At 73.8% G+C, this 17,841-nt stretch carries 14 protein-coding genes; 2 read left to right on the top strand and 12 right to left on the bottom strand.

Translation table 11 applies throughout. From position 1 onward, the window contains the following. Positions 1-151: 151 nt before the first annotated feature. On the top strand, positions 152-1,057 hold the full coding sequence (locus PUR56_RS20915) for a sucrase ferredoxin (protein ID WP_329882617.1): 906 nt from the start codon (positions 152-154) through the stop codon (positions 1,055-1,057). Between the two features lie 124 nt (positions 1,058-1,181). On the opposite strand, the gene PUR56_RS20910 is transcribed toward PUR56_RS20915, so the two are convergent. The 6 genes from PUR56_RS20910 to PUR56_RS20885 all read right to left on the bottom strand — a co-directional run bounded on the left by PUR56_RS20910 (position 1,182) and on the right by PUR56_RS20885 (position 8,377). Further along, positions 1,182-2,918: a solute symporter family protein gene (locus PUR56_RS20910; RefSeq protein ID WP_329950022.1), complete on the bottom strand. Its 1,737-nt coding sequence runs from the start codon at positions 2,916-2,918 to the stop codon at positions 1,182-1,184. Beyond that, complete coding sequence (locus PUR56_RS20905) at positions 2,915-3,490, bottom strand: DUF485 domain-containing protein (protein ID WP_329950021.1); 576 nt, start codon at positions 3,488-3,490, stop codon at positions 2,915-2,917. Before PUR56_RS20905 ends, PUR56_RS20910 begins: the two co-directional genes overlap by 4 nt. Before the next feature lie 127 nt (positions 3,491-3,617). Then, a complete protein-coding gene (locus PUR56_RS20900) occupies positions 3,618-4,256 on the bottom strand; it encodes a response regulator (RefSeq protein ID WP_443034541.1) in 639 nt (212 codons plus the stop codon). A gap of 104 nt (positions 4,257-4,360) precedes the next feature. Beyond that, positions 4,361-5,521: a sensor histidine kinase gene (locus PUR56_RS20895; RefSeq protein WP_329950019.1), complete on the bottom strand. Its 1,161-nt coding sequence runs from the start codon at positions 5,519-5,521 to the stop codon at positions 4,361-4,363. A 216-nt stretch (positions 5,522-5,737) separates the two neighbouring features. Further along, complete coding sequence (locus PUR56_RS20890) at positions 5,738-6,109, bottom strand: DUF1453 domain-containing protein (protein WP_329950018.1); 372 nt, start codon at positions 6,107-6,109, stop codon at positions 5,738-5,740. Positions 6,110-6,265: 156 nt separating this feature from the next. Next, positions 6,266-8,377, bottom strand: coding sequence for a DNA gyrase/topoisomerase IV subunit B (locus PUR56_RS20885; protein ID WP_329950017.1), 2,112 nt, complete (start codon positions 8,375-8,377; stop codon positions 6,266-6,268). 539 nt (positions 8,378-8,916) lie between these two features. On the opposite strand from PUR56_RS20885, the gene PUR56_RS20880 reads away from it, so the two are divergent. Beyond that, on the top strand, positions 8,917-9,147 hold the full coding sequence (locus PUR56_RS20880) for a DUF7455 domain-containing protein (RefSeq protein WP_329882610.1): 231 nt from the start codon (positions 8,917-8,919) through the stop codon (positions 9,145-9,147). Positions 9,148-9,301: 154 nt separating this feature from the next. On the opposite strand, the gene PUR56_RS20875 is transcribed toward PUR56_RS20880, so the two are convergent. The 6 genes from PUR56_RS20875 to PUR56_RS20850 form a co-directional block, all read right to left on the bottom strand. Beyond that, complete coding sequence (locus PUR56_RS20875) at positions 9,302-10,141, bottom strand: S1 family peptidase (protein ID WP_443034540.1); 840 nt, start codon at positions 10,139-10,141, stop codon at positions 9,302-9,304. A 286-nt stretch (positions 10,142-10,427) separates the two neighbouring features. Continuing rightward, positions 10,428-12,062 (bottom strand): RNA polymerase sigma factor, encoded by a 1,635-nt coding sequence (locus PUR56_RS20870; RefSeq protein WP_329950015.1) that lies wholly within the window; start codon positions 12,060-12,062, stop codon positions 10,428-10,430. Positions 12,063-12,529: 467 nt separating this feature from the next. Then, positions 12,530-13,462, bottom strand: coding sequence for a FadR/GntR family transcriptional regulator (locus PUR56_RS20865; RefSeq protein WP_329950014.1), 933 nt, complete (start codon positions 13,460-13,462; stop codon positions 12,530-12,532). Positions 13,463-13,660: 198 nt separating this feature from the next. Continuing rightward, entirely contained in the window at positions 13,661-14,566 is a 906-nt protein-coding gene (locus tag PUR56_RS20860) for a hypothetical protein (RefSeq protein ID WP_329950013.1), read from the bottom strand. A 3-nt stretch (positions 14,567-14,569) separates the two neighbouring features. Continuing rightward, complete coding sequence (locus tag PUR56_RS20855; RefSeq protein WP_329950012.1) at positions 14,570-16,693, bottom strand: ATP-binding cassette domain-containing protein; 2,124 nt, start codon at positions 16,691-16,693, stop codon at positions 14,570-14,572. A 342-nt stretch (positions 16,694-17,035) separates the two neighbouring features. Then, positions 17,036-17,794: an NUDIX hydrolase gene (locus tag PUR56_RS20850; RefSeq protein ID WP_380360510.1), complete on the bottom strand. Its 759-nt coding sequence runs from the start codon at positions 17,792-17,794 to the stop codon at positions 17,036-17,038. Positions 17,795-17,841: the final 47 nt, after the last annotated feature.

Below are 17,841 nucleotides of genomic sequence, written 5' to 3'. Positions count from 1 at the left end.
GGGCCCCTCCGGGCTCTTCCGGATCCCCGTCGGGGGGCTTCCCCGGCGTCGCAGGCCGCCCGCCGAACCCGGCTCCCGGCCTCCCCGAACCCGGCGCCGGCGCGAAGATCCGATCCGCCTCCGCACGACGGGCGAGGGTAGCCTTACCGGCGTGAGCACCTGTGCGACGTTGTCGCGTGAACTGTCGGAGCCGCTGGCCGCCACGGCGGCCACCGCCACCACCTGGCTGCTGGTCGAGCAGACCGGCCCGTGGGGGGCGAAGGCGCTCGCCGAGAGCCATCTGGACGCCGCGACGGGGCGGGCCCTGGAGGCGGCGACCGCCGGGACCGGGGTGCGGGTGGCCCTGATCCGGCGGCCGGGACGCCACGCCGACTGCCTGCCGACGCCGCGGCAGGAGGTGCTGATCGCGCACGCCGTGCCGGGACGCGGGTGGGTGCGCCGGTCCGCGGTGAGCGACCCCGCCGAGCTGCTGGGACTGGACTTCGCGGCGCTGGGCGCGGGCGACCACGGCGGTTTCGGGGTGCCGCACGTCGGCGGACCGATCGCCCTGGTGTGCACCAACGGCCGCCGGGACCGGTGCTGCGCGCTGCTGGGCCGCCCGCTGGCGGCGGAGCTGGCCGTCGCCGGGCACAGCGAGGTGTGGGAGGTGACGCACCTGGGCGGGCACCGGTTCTCCCCGACCATGCTGGTGCTCCCGTACGGGTACGCGTACGGGCGGCTGACGCCGGAGGCGGCCAAGGAGGTGCTGTCGGCGACGGCCGTGGGCCACATGGTCCCGGAGTGGTCGCGGGGCTGCTCGGGCTGGGACCGTCCGGGCCAGGCGGCCGACCACGCGGTACGGGTGTCGACGGGCGAGACCAGGGTGGACGCGCTGACCGTGGCGGCCCGGCGGCCGGACGGCGAGGGCCGCTGGCTGGTCGAGGTCCGGCACGAGGACGGCCGGTCCTGGGAGGTCGAGGTGGTCGAGGGGGTGAGCGAGCCGGCCCGCGCGGAGAGCTGCGGCAAGGCGGCGGCCACACCGTCCCGGATGGACGTCGCGGCGGTGCGGCAGCGCTGAGCGCCGGCGGTAGCGCCAACGGAAACGCCGGCGGGAGCGACGCGACGGGAGCCGGGCACGGAAGGACCCCGGCGGGTCCACCAGGACCCGCCGGGGTCGCGCCCGCCTGCGCGGCCGGTGCCCGTTACGCGGCCCCCGCCCCGGTCAGGGCCCGGACCTCCAGCTCCGCGTACCGGTCCGGATCGGCCGGCTCCGGGGAGGTGAGGGTGCCGATCCACCCGGCCAGGAACCCGAGCGGGATGGAGACGATGCCCGGGTTCTCCAGCGGGAACCAGTGGAAGTCGACCCCGGAGAACAACGCCACCTTGGTCCCCGAGACGACCGGCGAGAAGATCACCAGCACCACCGCCGGGATCAGCCCGCCGTACACCGACCAGACCGCGCCGCGGGGGGTGAACCGCCGCCAGAACAGGCTGTAGAGCAGCACCGGGAGGTTGGCCGAGGCGGCGACGGCGAAGGCCAGTCCGACCAGGAAGGCCACGTTCAACTGCTGCGCGAAGAGGCTGAGCGCGATGGCGACCGCGCCGATCCCCACCGCCGCGACCCGCGCGACGCCGACCTCCTTCCGCTCCGCGACCGCGATCGTGCCCGAGGACTCCACGGCCGCCGACGCCCCGTTCGCCGGCTCGCCCCGCGCCCGTCGGGAGGCAGGGACGGCGGCCCGCCGGGCGCGGAGGCCGCGCGAACGGCGCGGACGGCCCCGCCAGGCCCCCGCCCAGATGTCGTGGGCGAACGCCGCCGAGGAGGCCAGGGTGAGCCCGGCGACCACGGCGAGGATGGTGGCGAAGGCGATCGCCGAGATCACCGCGAACAGCAGCACCCCGCCGGTCGAGCCGTTGCCGCCGCCGAGCACCAGGGCCAGGAGCGGAACGGCCGTGTTGCCCGCCGGGTTGGCGTGCCGCACCTCGGCCGAGCCGACGAGCGCGGTGGCCCCCAGGCCGAGCGCGATGGCCATCAGGTAGAACCCGCCGACCAGCCCGATCGCCCACATCGTGGAGCGCCGGGCGGCCCGCGCGGTCGGCACCGTGTAGAAGCGGGAGAGGATGTGCGGCAGCCCGGCGGTGCCCAGCACCAGGGCCAGCCCGAGACTGAAGAAGTCCAGTCGGCTGGTGAAACTGTGTCCGTACTTGAGCCCGGGTTCCAGGTAGCGCTGGCCGGCGCCGCTGTGCTGGGCGGCCTGCCGCATCAACTCGGCGACGTCACCGTGGAACCGGACCATCAGCAGCACGGTCAGCAGCACCGACCCGGCGACGAGCAGGACCGCCTTGACGATCTGGATCCAGGTGGTGGCCCGCATCCCGCCCACCGTGACGTAGACGATCATCAGACCGCCGACGGCCACGATGGTCCAGGTCCGGGCCTGGGCGCTGTTCGTCCCGAGCAGCAGGGCGACCAGACTGCCCGCGCCGACCATCTGGGCGACCAGGTAGAACAGCGTGACGACCACGCTGGCGCCACCGGCCGCCGCGCGGACCTTGCGCCGGCGAAGCCGCAGGGCCAGCACGTCGGCGAGGGTGTACCGGCCGGCGTTCCGGACCAGCTCGGCGACCAGCATCAGCACGACCAGCCAGGCGACCAGGAAGCCGATGCTGTAGAGCACGCCGTCGTACCCGTACAGCGCGATCAGCCCGGCGACGCCGAGGAAGGAGGCGGCGGAGAGGTAGTCCCCGGAGAGCGCGAAGCCGTTCTGCAACGGTGTGAAGTCGCGGCCGCCGGCGTAGAAGTCCTCGGCGGCGCTGCCTCGGCGACCGGCCCAGAGGGTGATCGCCAGGGTGACCAGGACGATGACGGCGAACAGGACGACGGCCAGGTCGTGGTGGTCGCCGGCGGGGGCGACGGGCGGCGGGGTCGCGGTCGTCATCGCAGCTGGTCCTGGGTGTCCCAGCGGAGCGACAGGGCGGCCCGGTCGCGCTTGGTGCGGGCGTTGCGGGCGTAGAGCCAGGTCAGCAGGAAGGTCGAGGCGAACTGCAGCAGGCCGAGCAGCCAGGCCACGTTGACCGGTCCCGCGACCGGGCTCCGCATCAGGCCGGGCGCGACCGCCTGGGCGGCCACGTACATCAGGTACCAGGCGAGGAAGACGCCGCTGACCGGGAAGACGAAGGCGCGGTAGCTGTGGCGGATCTGCTGGAAGGCCTCGCTGTGCTGGACCGAGCGGTAGACCTCGGTACTGCCGTCCGGCTCCGGTCTGCCGGTCTCCGGATCCTCCGCCCCCGGGCCGTCCGTCCTCGGTCCGTCCGCCGGGGCCCGGTCCGCCGTCCGGTCCGCGACCGTCCGGCCCATCGCCACCCGGGCCGCCGCCCGGGCCTCCGCTGTCCGGTCCGTCGGTCGCGGGGCTTGTCCGGGGACGGCTGCGGGCTCGGCCCACCAGTCGAATCGCTGCCCCTGCTCGGATTGCCGTCCCTGTTCGGGACTGCTCGTCTGCTGTTGTGGCACCGCTGCTCCTGGACCCGGGGGGTTGTGTCCCGAACCATGATGGCGGCGCCCGAACCCGCCAAACCGCCAACGCAGATACGTTCACTCGATAAGGTGAGCGATCATCCGACAGGCGCTCATCGGACTACTACGGCGTCCCGGTGATTCCTTTTCGGAAGGCGTACGCGACCGCTTGCGCCCGGTCCCGCACGCCGGTCTTGGCGAACAGGTTGTTGATGTGCGTCTTCACGGTGGCCGGGCTGACGAACAGCCGCCGGGCGATCTCGGTGTTGGAGAACCCCTCGGCGATCAGCCCCAGCACCTCGGCCTCCCGCGCGGTCAGCCCGTCCGGCGGGTCCGCCTGCCGCTCGGCCGCCGCGCCGTCGCGCGCCGCTCCTCCGCCCGGGCCCGGGTCCTCGCCTCCGGCCGCCAGGCGGTCCAGCAGGCGCAGTTGCACCTGCGGGGAGAGCCCGGCAGCCCCGGCGCGGACGTTCGAGATCGCCCGGGCGATCTCCTCCGCGCCGGCGTCCTTGGTCAGGTAGCCGCGCGCCCCGGCCCGGAGCGCCGGGAACAGCGAGTCGTCGTCGGCGTACGTGGTGAGCACCACCACCTCGGTCCCCGGGTGGGCCGCACGGATCCGCCGGGTCGCCTCGACCCCGCCGCAGCGCGGCATCCGCAGGTCCATCAGCACCACGTCCGGACGGTGCCGTTCGACCAGGGCGACGGCCTCCTCGCCGTCCGCCGCCGCGCCGACCACCGCGATGCCGGGCAGCAGCCCGAGCAGCATCACGATGCCCTCGCGCACCACCGTCTGGTCGTCCGCGACCACCACCCGGACCGACCCCGCCCCCGGCTCCGCACCCGGTTCCGCACCCGGTCCCGCACCCGTCCTCACGTCGGCACCCGCAGCAGCACGCGCCATCCTCCCTCGTGACGGCCCGCCAGCAGGGTGCCGCCGAGCAGTTCCGCGCGTTCGCGCATCCCGAGCAGACCGTACCCGGCGCCGCTACCGGCCAGCTCCGGCGGCACATCGCCACGCGCGGGCCGCCCGTTGCGCACCTCCAGTCCCACTTCTCCCGGCAGGTAGCGCAGTTCGACGGTGCAGCGTGCGCCGGGGGCGTGTTTGCGCACGTTGGTCAGCGCCTCCTGAGCCGTGCGCCGTACCGCGAGCCCCGCCTCCGCGGGCAGTGGGCGCGGTGTACCGGCGACGGTGAGCACCGCCCGCTCCCGGCCGGTCAGCTCGACCAGGAACTCACCGACCGGCGTCAGCTCGCCGCGCAGCGCGGAGAGCGCCTGCCTGGTCTCGACCAGGCCGTCCTGCGCCATCCGCCGGGCGGCCACCACCCGTTCCCGGATCTGCTCCCGGTCGGTGCCGGCGTCCAGCATCAGCCGGGCCGCCTCCAGGTGGACCAGCTGGGCGGAGAGGCTGTGGGCCAGCACGTCGTGGATCTCCCGGGCGATCCTGGCCCGTTCGGCGAGTGCCGCGCTCTCCGCCTCGGCGGCCCGCGCCGCCCGTTCCTGGGCGAGCAGCCGCCGGGCGGTCCCCCGCGCCTCGGCGTCCAGCCGGAGCAGGTAGCCGAGCACAGCGAGGCCGCAGACGGTGACCGTGACGCTCAGCCGGTCCTCCCAGCCCGCCGCCGCGTACGAGGCGAGCGCGACCGCCGCGACCACGGCCGCGGGACCGGCCGGCAGCCGCACCACGGTGGTGACGGCGAGCCCCACCCAGAGGGCGCCGGCCAGCAGGTCGGCCTGGAGGCCCTCGGCCGCCCAGGCACCGCCGACCAGCACCGCGGCGAGGACCAGCGAGGGCGCCAGCCGCTGCTCCCGGCTGACGCGCAGGTAGGCCGCGTACACGCCGAGGGCCGCCGACAGCCCCGCCGCTGCGGCCACGACCGCCCAGCCCCCGTACTCGCCGTGGGAGAACATCCCCCAGGTCACGGCGGCGAGCAGGGCGGCCCGGCCGAGCATCGTGAGGGTCCGGCGGGCCGGGCTCTCGGCCTCCCGCTCCATCGCCTCACGGGACGGCCAGCGGGTCCAGCTCCACTCGGGCACGGTTCTTCTCCGGAGGTCGACGGGGTCGCGATCGGGCCGGAGGCCGGACGGCCGGACGGAAAGCCCGGGCGCCCTGCCGCGGCCGAGCGCCCGGGCAAGCGCTCAGCCGGTCACGGCGCCGCCGCCGGTGCCCGCCAGGTCCCGGGCCCTCCAGTTCACCACGAGCGACCTCACCAGCAGCAGGACCGCGAGCCCGAGCAGCAGCACGCTGCCGCCCTAGTGCACGTGGAGCGCCGAGGCGACACCGAACAGGCCGAGCCGGACGACGACCATGCCCGACCAGGCCGCCACCGTGGCCCGGGTGCCGCGGGCCCACAGCGTGCCGTCCTCCGCCTTCCAGAGCCGGACGGTCCAGCCCCACGCGCAGCCCGCCGCGAGCACCGCCAGCAGCCCGCCGACCAGCAGCACGACGGAGGCCACCGGGTGCCCGGCGTCGACCAGCCCGGGATCACGCAGCGCGAGGCCGCCGAGGACCAGCGGGAGCAGCCAGGAGCGGTGCTCGGTGTCGAGGCGCCTGGCGCGCATCTGGCGTCCGGCCACCAGGACCGTCACCGCGACGATCACGACGGTGTTGACGAGGTCGGGCATCGGGTTCTCCGTACCGGCGGGAGGGGCGGGCTGACCTCTCCGACGCTACGGATCCGGCCGCCCCCGCTGATCGGAGCCGGGGTGGACACCTGGTGGACCCGGCGGCACGAGGGCCCTCCACCCACGGGTGGAGGGCCCTGCGGTCCGCGGCGGTGCTCAGGCGTCGATGCGCGAGCGGTCCAGAGTGGCCGCCGAGTCGACGATGAACTCCTTGCGCGGCGCGACGTCGTTGCCCATCAGCAGGTCGAAGACCTTCTCGGCCTGGTCGAGGTCGCCCAGGTTGATCCGGCGCAGCGTGCGGTGGCGCGGGTCCATGGTGGTCTCCGCCAGCTGGTCCGCGTCCATCTCGCCGAGGCCCTTGTAGCGCTGGACCGGGTCCTTCCACCGCAGGTTCTTGCGCTGGAACTCCAGCAGGGTGGAGCGCAGCTCGGCGTCGGAGTAGGTGTAGTGGTACTTCTCCTGCCCGCGCTTGGGGTTGGTCAGCTCGATCCGGTGCAGCGGCGGCACGGCCGCGAAGACCCGCCCCTGCTCGACCATCGGCCGCATGTAGCGCTGGAAGAGCGTCAGCAGCAGGCAGCGGATGTGCGACCCGTCGACGTCGGCGTCGGCCATGAAGATGACCCGGCCGTAGCGCGCCTGGTCGATGTCGAAGGTGCGGCCCGAGCCGGCCCCTATCACCTGGATGATCGCCGCGCACTCGGTGTTCTTGAGCATGTCGCTCACGGACGCCTTCTGCACGTTGAGGATCTTGCCGCGGATCGGCAGCAGGGCCTGGAACTCGGAGTTGCGGGCCAGCTTCGCGGTGCCGAGCGCGGAGTCCCCCTCGACGATGAAGAGTTCGCTGCGGTCGACGTCGTCGCTGCGGCAGTCGGCCAGCTTCGCCGGCAGCGAGCTGGTCTCCAGCGCGGTCTTCCGGCGCTGGGCCTCCTTGTGCTGGCGGGCGGCGACGCGCGTCCGGGCGGCCGCGACCACCTTCTCCAGCACGGCCCGGGCCTGGACCTTCTCGTCGCGCTTGCCCGAGGTGAGGAACGCCTTGAGCTCCTTGGCGACGACGGCCGCGACGATCCGGTTGGCCGCCGAGGTGCCGAGCACCTCCTTCGTCTGGCCCTCGAACTGCGGCTCGGCGAGCCGGACGGTGACCACCGCGGTGAGGCCCTCGGTCGCGTCGTCCTTGGTGACGTCGTCCTCGGCGACGCGCAGCAGCTTGCTGGCCCGCAGCACCTCGTTGACGGTCTTGGCCAGCGAGCGCTCGAAGCCGGTGACGTGGGTGCCGCCCTTGGGGGTGGCGATGATGTTGACGAAGGAGCGCAGGGTGGTGTCGTAACCGGTGCCCCAGCGCAGCGCGATGCCCACCTCCAGCTGGCGGGTGACCTCGGTGGGCGTCATGTGCCCGAGGTCGTCGAGGACGGGCACGGTCTCCTTGAACGTGCCCTCGCCGTTGAGCCGCAGCACGTCGCTGATCGGCTTGTCGGGCGCCAGGAACTCGCAGAACTCGGTGATGCCACCGTCGAAGCGGAAGGTCGTCTCCTCGACCTTGTCGCTCTCGGTCAGTCTCTCGTCACGGACGACGATGGTCAGCCCCGGGACGAGGAAGGCGGTCTGCCGGGCCCGGCTGTGCAGGCTCTCCAGGGCGAGCTTGGCGTCCTTGAGGAAGATCTGCCGGTCGGCCCAGTAGCGGATCCGGGTCCCGGTGCGGGTCTTGGGCACCTTGCGGACCCTGGTCAGGCCGTTCGCCGGCTCGAACGGGGCGTCCGGGCTGGTCTCGGTGAAGATGCCGGGGGTGCCGCGGCGGAAGCTGATCGCGTGGGTGTGACCGCTGCGGTCGACCTCCACGTCCAGCCGGGCGGAGAGCGCGTTGACGACGGAGGCGCCGACGCCGTGCAGACCGCCGGAGGCCGCGTAGGAGCCGCCGCCGAACTTGCCGCCGGCGTGCAGCTTGGTCATGACGACCTCGACGCCGGACAGCCCGGTCTTGGGCTCGACGTCCACCGGGATGCCGCGTCCGTTGTCGCGGACCTCGACCGAGGCGTCGTCGTGCAGCACGACCTCGATCCGGTCGCAGTAGCCGCCGAGCGCCTCGTCGACGGAGTTGTCGATGATCTCCCAGAGGCAGTGCATCAGGCCGCGGCTGTCGGTGGAGCCGATGTACATGCCCGGGCGCTTGCGGACCGCCTCCAGGCCCTCCAGGACGAGCAGGTGCCGAGCGGTGTAGTTGGAACCGTCGTCACCGGCCAGCAGAGCGGACGGCACGGTCGTTTCGGCACTCACGCGGCACTCTCCTCGGTGAAGTCTCTGTCTCATCGGTCACGTCCGGACGGGTCCGGACCGTCCGCCAGTGCAGCACACCGCACCGACAGCCGTTCCCCTGTGTGTGCACACCCCTCCGCTGGGTGCACAGCACGACGAGCCGGTCCCGCGCAGCTTGTACGCGCTGCGCGAACAAGCGCCGCGCCGGATTGGCCACGCCGGGGCTCCATCTCCTCCCGGTACCAGCGGTCCTGGCGGATCGTGGGACCGGGCACAGGCTCCGGAACTGCCGTTATGCAGGCTACCGGGGCCGGGGACGGGGCTTATGCTCCAACCCAGCAGAGGATTATGCTACGCGGACTCCGACACTCGGTTCCGATCGGGCGTTCGAGCGAGAGACGGATCCTGGGATTCGGTACGCATGAACCACCGGCCCCCGGGGCACGTCCTCATCAACACAGCAGAATCCTCAGAGAAGAAAAGCCACGAGCGGGAACGTTTTCGGCCTGGTTGGATGTTGACCCTGGTACGACAGCTCGTCGAGCTAGAGAAGAGGCGACGTGACTACTGTTCTGACCCCTGCGAGCCCGCTCACCGCGGCTGACCGCTGCGACCGCTGCGGCGCCCAGGCTTACCTGCGCGTCGTACTCGCAAGCGGTGGAGAGCTGCTCTTCTGCGCCCACCACGGCCGGAAGTTCGAGCCCGAGCTCAAGAAGATCGCCGTGGAGATACAGGACGAGAGCGGTCGACTGAGCGGCACCGCCGCGACGACCGACACCGACGAGCGCTGATCCCGGGCGCCACGCAACAGCAAGAGCGTCGAGCTGTGTCCGGTCGCGCACGGCGCGCGACCGGTGAGCCGGGCGGCCGACCCCTCCGGGGGCCGGCCGCCCGGCTCCGACGTTTTCACGCCCGGACTCCCGTCGACCCTCCGCGGCGGACCGGTTACAGGACGGCGCGCACCGCGTCCGCGACCGAACCGATCCGGGTGTAGACGCCCGGGTGGGCGGCCTCGGCGCAGCCCGTGCCCCAGGAGACCAGTCCGGCGAGCCTGCCGGCGACCACCAGCGGCCCGCCGCTGTCGCCCTGGCAGGCGTCCCTGCCGCCCTGCTCCTCGCCCGCGCAGACCATGCCCCGGGCGTCGAAGCGGCCGTCCGCACCACCCGGGTACGCCTGCGCGCAGGTCTGGTCCGGGACGATCGGCACGTCGACCCCACGCAGCGTGGGCGAGTAGTCACCGTGACCGGTGCTGTCACCCCAGCCGTAGACCTGCGCCCTGGTGCCCGCCAGGTACGGCCCGGTCTCGCCCTGACCGACCAGGTCGATCACCGGCCGGGCCTCCTGGGACTCGCCGAGAGTGAGCACCGCCACATCGTTCATGTTGGTGGCGAAGGCGTAGTCGGGGTGGACCCAGACCGCCTGGACCGGCACCTCGCGCCCCGCCCCGCCCCGCAGGTCGTCCCGCCCCACCACGACCCTGAGGCCCGGGCGCTCCACCCGCTGCCCCCTGGACTCGTCGTAGAAGCAGTGCGCGGCCGTCACCACCTTGGTCGGAGTGACCAGCGCGCCGCCGCAGAACTGCCCCGAGCGCCCGGCGCCGAACTGCTGGCGACTGGCCAGCGCCACCACCCAGGGCCGGTCGGCGGTGCTCGCCGTCACACCACCGACGATCCGCCCCTTCGCCTGGGCGGCGGGCACCGCCGGCCCCAGGGCGATCAGCGGCGCGGGCAGGGCTGCCAGCAGGGTCAGGACGGCGGCCCGGCGGGCTCGGCGCACCGGGCGCACCGCGTGCGCCGTCGGCGAGTGCACCGGGGTCGGGGCGGCGGTCGGCAGGTCGGCGCGGTCCGGGCGGTCCGGGTTGGGCGACACCGTGTCTCCAGGTGGCTCGGCAGCAGCAGGCAACCGGCACAGCGTAGGTGACCGGCTACGGTGAGCGACCTCCTGCGGCCGCACAGCCACCCGGACGAGCGACAACGGCCACCCGGACGGTGACGGTGACCGCCCCCGAACAGCCCGAAGGCCCGGAGCGTTCGCTCCGGGCCTTCGGGCTGGACCTGCGACGGTCCGACGATCAGTCCAGGTAGTCGCGCAGCACCTGCGAGCGCGACGGGTGGCGCAGCTTGGACATGGTCTTCGACTCGATCTGGCGGATGCGCTCACGGGTGACCCCGTACACCTTGCCGATCTCGTCGAGCGTCTTCGGCTGACCGTCCGTCAGGCCGAAGCGCATCGAGACCACGCCCGCCTCGCGCTCGGACAGCGTGTCCAGCACGGAGTGCAGCTGCTCCTGGAGCAGGGTGAAGGAGACCGCGTCGGCCGGGACGACCGCCTCGGAGTCCTCGATCAGGTCGCCGAACTCGCTGTCGCCGTCCTCACCCAGCGGGGTGTGCAGCGAAATGGGCTCGCGGCCGTACTTCTGGACCTCGATGACCTTCTCCGGGGTCATGTCGAGTTCCTTGGCCAGCTCCTCCGGGGTGGGCTCGCGGCCCAGGTCCTGGAGCATCTGGCGCTGGACGCGGGCCAGCTTGTTGATGACCTCGACCATGTGCACCGGGATACGGATGGTGCGGGCCTGGTCGGCCATCGCGCGGGTGATCGCCTGACGGATCCACCAGGTCGCGTAGGTGGAGAACTTGTAGCCCTTGGTGTAGTCGAACTTCTCGACCGCACGGATCAGGCCCAGGTTGCCCTCCTGGATCAGGTCCAGGAAGAGCATGCCGCGACCGGTGTAGCGCTTGGCCAGCGAGACGACCAGACGGAGGTTGGCCTCCAGCAGGTGGTTCTTGGCCCGGCGGCCGTCCTCGGCGATGATCTCCAGCTCGCGCTTGAGCTTGGGGGCGAGCTTGTCGGCGGCCGAGAGCTTGTCCTCGGCGAACAGGCCGGCCTCGATGCGCTTGGCGAGCTCGACCTCCTGCTCGGCGTTGAGCAGCGGGACCTTGCCGATCTGCTTCAGGTAGTCCTTGACCGGGTCGGCGGTGGCACCCGCCACGGCGACCTGCTGGGCCGGGGCGTCGTCCTCGTCGTCGTCGGAGAGGACGAACCCCTCCGACTCCTCCTCCGGAGCGTCACCCTCGGCGGCGGGCTTGTCGCCCGGGAGCGCCGCGTCCTCCAGCTCCTCCTCGCCGAGCAGCTCCTCCTCGCCGGCCTTGCCGGTCTTGGTGGCGGTGGTCTTCTTGGCGGCCGTCTTCTTGGCCGGCGCGGCGGCCTTCTTGGCGACCGCCTTCTTGGCGACGGCCTTCTTGGCGACGGCCTTCACGTCGGCGGCGACGCCTGTCCCCTCGACCGTGATCTCGGCGGACACCGTGCTGACCGGCGCGGCAGCGGCCGCGACCGCGGGGGTGGAGACGGGCGCACCGGGCGCGATGCGCACGGGCGGCTTGGTCTGAGTGGCGGGGGTCCGGGTGGTGACCGCCTTGGTGGCCGTGCGCTTGGTGGGGCTCTTGGCAGCGACGCTCTTGCGCTTGGCGCCGGCCGGTTCGGCCGCGCTGACCATGAGATCCACCCCCTCCTCAATCAGAACCTGGTTGAGGCTGCGCATGACGTTCTTCCACTTGGTGACCGGGATCTGGTCCGCCTCGAACGCCTGGCGTACGTCGTCACCGGCGATCTGCCCCTGGGCCTTGCCCCGCTCGATGAGCGCCAGCAGAGCCGCGGACTCGGCGATCTCGGGGGGAAGCGAACGGGATGTGCTGGCCGACACGAACAACCTCTCGGACGATGAGTGGACTCGAACCCGTACCGGCCGCCCGAGCGGGCGGGGAAGGAGATCGCGCGTCGGGCACGCGGTGTCGATTCCGACCGACTCGGGTTTGAGGACTGGGTTTGCAGGACGGCAGCAGCGCCGCGGACCAACACAGCATTCTGACACGTTGGGGTATTCCGGAGCTGCTCCCGCTCAGGAGACATCGCTGCTACACGTCAAGTGTTACGCATGGCCTTCGTGTCGCGGGTCACACCGTTCGCTCTCCGCGGCCCGGGGCCGACTTCCATCATCCCTCACTCGCGCCGAAGCCCGTCACCATGGACACGACACTTGGGCCACCGGGGCGACACCCGGCCCGTTCCGCCGCCCACCGCCCGGACACGCAGAGGCCCTCCGGCTGCGCCGTGGCGGCAGCCGGAGGGCCGGTGGTCGCGGGGAACGGGGGGAACACTCGACCCCGAACGGACCGCTCAGTGCTCCCGGGGCGCCGGGACCGACGGCTCGATCTCGGGGTGGACGGTGAGCAGCGCCCGCGTCGCGGCCTCGGCCGCGGTGCCGTCGCCGGCCCCGAGCGCGTCCACCAGCCGGGCGTGCAGGCTGACGGAGGCCTCGACCGGCCGCTCGCAGGAGATGACCGGGCCGCCGGACACCTGGAGCGCGCAGGCGACGATCCCGGAGAGGTGCTCCAGCATCCGGTTGCCGGCCAGCTGGAGGAGCAGCCCGTGCAGCTCGGCGTCGGCCCGGCTGAAGGTCGAGTGATCGGCCTGGGCTGCGGCGTGACCCATGATCTCGACCAGCTCGACCATGCGCTGCTGGACGTCCTCCCGGCCGTGGCCGGCGGCCAGCCGGGCCGCCAGCGGCTCGATCGCCCAGCGGAGCTCGAACAGCTCCCGGCGCTGCTCGTCCCGCTGGGGGCCGAAGGCGCGCCACTCGATGATGTCCGGGTCGAGCAGGTTCCAGTCGCTGACGGGGCGGACCCGGGTGCCGACGTTCGGCCTGGCACTGACCAGACCCTTGGCCTCCAGCACGCGCAGCGACTCGCGGACGACGGTGCGGGACACCTCGAACCGCTGGCCGATCTCCTCGGGGACGAGCGGCCGGTCGGCGCCGAGGTCGCCGGAGACGATCATCTGGCCGAGCTGCTGGACCAGCTGGCCGTGCAGGCCGCGGCCGCGGCTGCTGGTGGTCTTGCGGCCGACCCGGGCGAGGTCCGACTCGGCGCCCTCCCAACGGGGCGCCGGCGGGGTCGGCCGGTCGGCGTACGAGAAGCGGTCCAGGTCGCCGGAGCCGGGGATGGCCCCGTCGGCGGAACGGGCAGGGGTCATGGTGGGGTGCGCAAGGGTACTCACAGGTCCTTTGTCGGCGATCGGGGAGCACAGCTTGAGAATTCTCGTGAAAAGCACACGAAAGGGTGATCGACCGTGACTGGATAATTGACTTCTTATCAGGAAGAAACGCTCATTGCGGTCACTGGTGGCCGATCTTGGCGAACCGTCAGGGGCCGGACGCCGCCGTTCCGCGTCTCCACGCACCTCCCCGGCGGCCGACCCGCAGTCCGTCCGCAGTCCGCCGGGCGGCCGTGTCCCGGCCCGCGGGGTGGCTCAGAGCGCCCGGCGCCGGGCCTGGACCAGCAGGGTGGTCAGCAGCAGTACCAAGGCCGGCGCCGTCACCGCGGCCAGCAACGCCGGGTCGGTCAGGGCCGACCCGCTCTCCGCAACCCGGCGGTCCCCGCCGTACACCCATCCGTACGCCCACTCGACCCCCGACTGGAACGGCAGCAGCTCCGCCGCCCGGGTCGGCCACGCCGTCCCGGTCTGCCGCAGCAGCAGCGCCACGCCCGACTCCAGCAGCGGCGGCAGCGCGCAGAGCAGCAGCACCCCGGCAGCGGCGCTGCGGGTGAGCGAGGCCGTCAGCACCCCGGTCCAGCCCGCCACGACCACCAGCAGGACGAAGGCCAGCAACGCGGCCGGCGCACCCTGCCCGGCCGCCAGTGCCACGGGCGCCAGCACGGTCGGCAAGTCGCCGAGCCCGCCCAGGCCGGCCGAGGCCAGCGCCTCCGCCACCCGACCGGAGAGCGCGGCCGGCTCGGACCACGCCGTCACCGTCGCCCCTGCCGGCAGTGCGAGGTGCACGGCCACCGCGTCGACCAGCAGCGTGACCAGCGCCAGCAGCGCCGCCACCGAACCGGTCACCAGCAGCTTGGCCGTCAGCAGCCGCACCCGGCGCGGGTACGACACCTGCGAGGCCGCCAGCCCCGGGTGCCGCACCTCGTGCCCGTACGACAGCGCCCCCAGCACCCCGGCCCCCAACGCGGCGAACGGCAGGGGCACCAGCGGCACCGTCGCCGTCAGCAGCCGCACCGCCGCCGCACCGTCCAGCCCCCCGTCGGGCAGTTGCCCCGCCAGCACGGCGGCCACCGCCGCGTCACAGAGCACCACGGCACCGAGCAGCAGCCAGGTGGAACGCAGGCCGCGCAACCGGCGCAGCTCGTAGGCCAGAACTCGCACGGTTCACTCGCTCCGAAGGTCGATGGTGGCGGGGGTGACGGGAAGGACGGCGGCTCCGTGGCCGGGTGCCTCTGCCCCGGCCGACCCGGCGGAGGTCCACACCGGGGCGGGAGCGGGGGTGGGCGTGGGCAGAGCCGGCAGCGCGTGTGCCGGCGCCGCGGCCGGGAGGGCTGCGGAGGCGTGCTCGGGTGTCCCGGTCGCCGGTGCAGCCCCGCGGGCCGGCCCGGCCTCCCCGGAATTCGCCGGGGCAGCAGCAGGGTCGGATCCGGAGGCCCGAAGCGAGCCCGAAGCCGGCGCCGGAGTCGGAGTCGTTGCCGCAGCCGCAGCCGCCGACAGCGAGCGCGACCCGGTCGGCATCCGGCCGTGACCGGCGGGCCCGGAGTACGCCGGCAGCCCGCGCGCCCCTGCGGGGTCGGCCGCCCGGCGCTCCGTGACGGCGCGGTCGTCGCCCGCCCCGGTCGGCGGCACGGGCGTCCGCGGGGACCGTACGCCCGACTCCGCGAGGGGTTGGGCGAGGCGGCCGAGACGGACGGTGTCGTCAGTCGTCAGGTCGTCGGAGGGCACCGCGTGTTCGGGGAAGGTGGATACCGGCGTGACGCCGGACCGGGCCAGGTCGTTCAGGCCGTCCCGGAAGAGCCGGTCCACGGCGACCGTCGGGGAGGTGGCCGCGTCCTCGTCCTCGACCGGGCGCGCGGCCCGGGCCTGGGTCTGGGCCTGGGCCGGAGCCCGGTCCTGGAGCCGCACCCGGGCCGGGTCCTGAACGGACGTCGGGGCCTGAACCTGCGCCGGTGCCGGAGGCGGGGTCTCGGCCGGAGGCGGGGTCTCCGCCGGCGTGAGCGGGGGCTGGAGCCGGGGTGCCGGTGCGGATCCGGGCCGGCGGGCCGCACGTCGGCCGGCCCGCCCCGTGATCGCCGACAGCGCGGTCGCGGCCGAGACGGCGACCGGGGCCACGGCCGGCCCGGGTGCGACCGGCAGCGCGAGGGTGGGCGAGGGCGTCTGGTCCCGCTCGGCGGCGGCCGGCTGCGGCACCGGGGCCGGCTCCGTCGACACCTGGGGCAGCGCGACCGTCCGGTCCGCTCCCCCTGCCCCGAGCTCCGCCTTCCGGCCTCCACCGGTCGGCTCCCGCCGCTCCTCCGGCGCCCCCTGATCCCGCTGCGCCTTCGCCGGGCGGTCCTGTCCCGCCCGGCTCTGGAGGTGCAGGTGCCCGGAGCGCCCGGACCCGACCGGCAGGGCGGCCCGGGGCGCGGGCTGCTCGACCACGCGGTCGGCCAGCTCGTGCAACAGGATGCCGTTGCGGTAGGCGAGTTCACCGATCTCGGTACGGCCGATCCCGGCCACCGCGAGACCGGCCCCGCCGTCGCGGCGGACCTGCGCCCCCTGACCGACCAGCAGGTCCGCGAGCCGCGCCATCTGCGGCCCGCGGACGGCGACCTCCGGGCTGAGCCGGGTGCGGCGGAACTCCGTCACCGGCTGGTCGGCCACCAGCCGGCCCTGGTCCAGGGTGATCACCCGGTCGGCGAACCGGGCGGCGTCCTGCGGAGTGCGGGTGGTGACCAGGACCGTCCCGCCCGCGACGCCGAAGGAGCGCAGGAAGGACTGGAACCACTCCGCGTTGCGCGGCGAGAGCCCCTCGGTCGGCGCGTCCAGCAGCAGGATCCCCGGGTCGCCGAGCAGCGCGGCGGCGAGGGCCAGCCGCCGGTGCATCCCGGGCGAGAAGGTCCGCAGGCGCTGGTCGGCGACGGCCGCCAGCCGGGTCTGTTCCAGCAGCTCGTCGGCCCGGCTCGCCGGGACCCCGACGGCCGCCGCCAGCATCCTGAGGTGACCGCGCGCCTTCCGGCCGGGGTGGCCCGCGGCGTCCGCGGCTCCGCCGGCCCGGCCGGGGTCGGGCAGCACCACGCCGACCTCGCGCTCGGGCCGCCGCAGCCGGCGGTAGGTGCGGCCGTCGAAGAGGGTCACGCCCCGGCCGCGTTCGAGTTCGAGCATCAGCCGCAGGGCGGTGGACTTGCCCGCGTCCTCGGGACCGAGCAACGCCGTCACCATGCCGGGACGGGCGTCGAAGGTCAGATCCAGTACCGCCGGCGGACCGCCCCGTCGGTAGACCTTGGTCAGTCCGGTGATCTGGATCATCGCTGGCTGCTCCCATGCCTCGGCCGACCCGGTCTGCGTGGCGCGGGGTCGTGCCCGCACGGCTCCGCGCCAGCACATTAGGGGGCCGGTCCGGAGATTCCGGGCATTGTGGGGGCGGCACGGGCCCGACGCCCGCGCACCTCACCCGATCAGGGGACAATCCGATCCTGCGAGGAGACCCGGGTAGCCCGGGAGAGCGAGCGAACCACCACGGCGTGCGAGGGGACCGCGACGCGGCCGGGAGGGGCCGGGAGGGGCGGGGAGGGGCAGGGCGGGAACGCCGCAGCACCGGTGGCACGCGGTGCGTCCGGACGACGCCGGGGGCGGAGGGAGCTCGGGGGCTCAGGACTCCGGGCGCAGCATCGGCGGGTTGAGCACGTTGGCCCCGCCGGAGGTGAAGAGCTGCGCCGGGCGCCCGCCCTGACGCGTCGTGGTGCCGCCCGAGGGAAGCAGGAACCCGGGTGTACCGGTCACCTTGCGGTGGAAGTTCCTCGGGTCGAGCGCCACACCCCAGACCGCTTCGTAGACCCGGCGCAGCTCGCCGACGGTGAACTCGGTCGCGCAGAAGGCCGTCGCCAGCGAGGAGTACTCGATCTTGGAGCGAGCGCGCTCCACTCCGTCGGCCAGGATCAGCCCGTGGTCGAAGGCGAGCGGGACCCCGTCGACGGGGTCCGGGCCGAGCAGTTCGGTGACGGGTGCCCAGCGTGCGCCGCTGGCGTCGCCGCCGGCGCGCGGGGTCGGCAGGTCCGGCGCGAGGACCAGGTACGCCACGCTGACCACCCGCATCCGGGGGTCGCGCTGGGGGTGGCCGTAGGTCGCGAGCTGTTCCAGGTGGGCGCCGGCGGTGCCGGGGCCGACCGCGTCGTGTCCGGGGGCGGAGTGGGCGCGCAGACCGGTCTCCTCGGCGAGCTCCCGGGAGGCCGCCTCGGCGAGGCCCTCGTCGGGGCGGACGAAGCCTCCGGGGAGGGCCCAGTAGCCCTGGTAGGGAGGCTCACCCCGTCGGACCAGCAGGGCACAGAGCGCGTGCTCGCGCACCGTCAGCACCACCAGGTCGACCGTGACAGCGAACGGGGGGAAGGCCGACGGGTCATAACGCGACATGGCGACGATCATAGTCGTCTCTCTGACGATAAGCACAGGCCCGCGTA

This window comes from Streptomyces sp. BE303 (assembly GCF_036290945.1).
In the GTDB taxonomy this organism is placed as follows: Bacteria; Actinomycetota; Actinomycetes; order Streptomycetales; family Streptomycetaceae; genus Kitasatospora.
This window is presented reverse-complemented; position numbering and strand designations above follow the sequence as displayed.